Origin of the sequence: Novosphingobium organovorum, assembly GCF_022832435.1 — a bacterium.
Lineage (GTDB): Bacteria > Pseudomonadota > Alphaproteobacteria > Sphingomonadales > Sphingomonadaceae > Novosphingobium > Novosphingobium organovorum.
The window spans coordinates 1-307 of the sequence record NZ_JALHLF010000284.1 but is presented as its reverse complement, the minus strand read 5'-3'; the positions used below and the strand labels follow the sequence as shown (position 1 = coordinate 307).

Genomic DNA, 307 nt, shown 5'->3' with positions numbered 1-307 from the left:
TCCAGCAGGCAGGACAATTGCGCGTTGGTCAGCGAGACGATCCCGTCCTTCGCCGAGGGCCACACGAAGCGTCCCTTCTCGAGCCGCTTGGAATAGAGAGACATGCCGATACCATCGTGCCAGATGATCTTGATCAGCGAGCCTGTCCGTCCGCGAAACACGAACAGGTCGCCTCCGTGCGGGTCGCGCTTCAGGCCCTGCTGGACCTGCAAGGCCAGTCCTTGCATCCCCTTGCGCATGTCCGTGTGCCCCATGGCGATCCACACCCGCGCGCCAGCTGGGATCACCGCAGCGCCTTCAAGGTCGC

1 protein-coding gene is annotated in these 307 nt (G+C 63.8%); it reads right to left on the bottom strand.

Annotated features, from left to right (window positions below):
- Positions 1 to 287 (bottom strand): IS66 family insertion sequence element accessory protein TnpB (tnpB, locus tag MTR62_RS21260; RefSeq protein WP_407672729.1); only part of this gene is annotated, 287 nt, incomplete at its 3' end.
- Between the last annotated feature and the right edge of the window lie 20 nt (positions 288 to 307).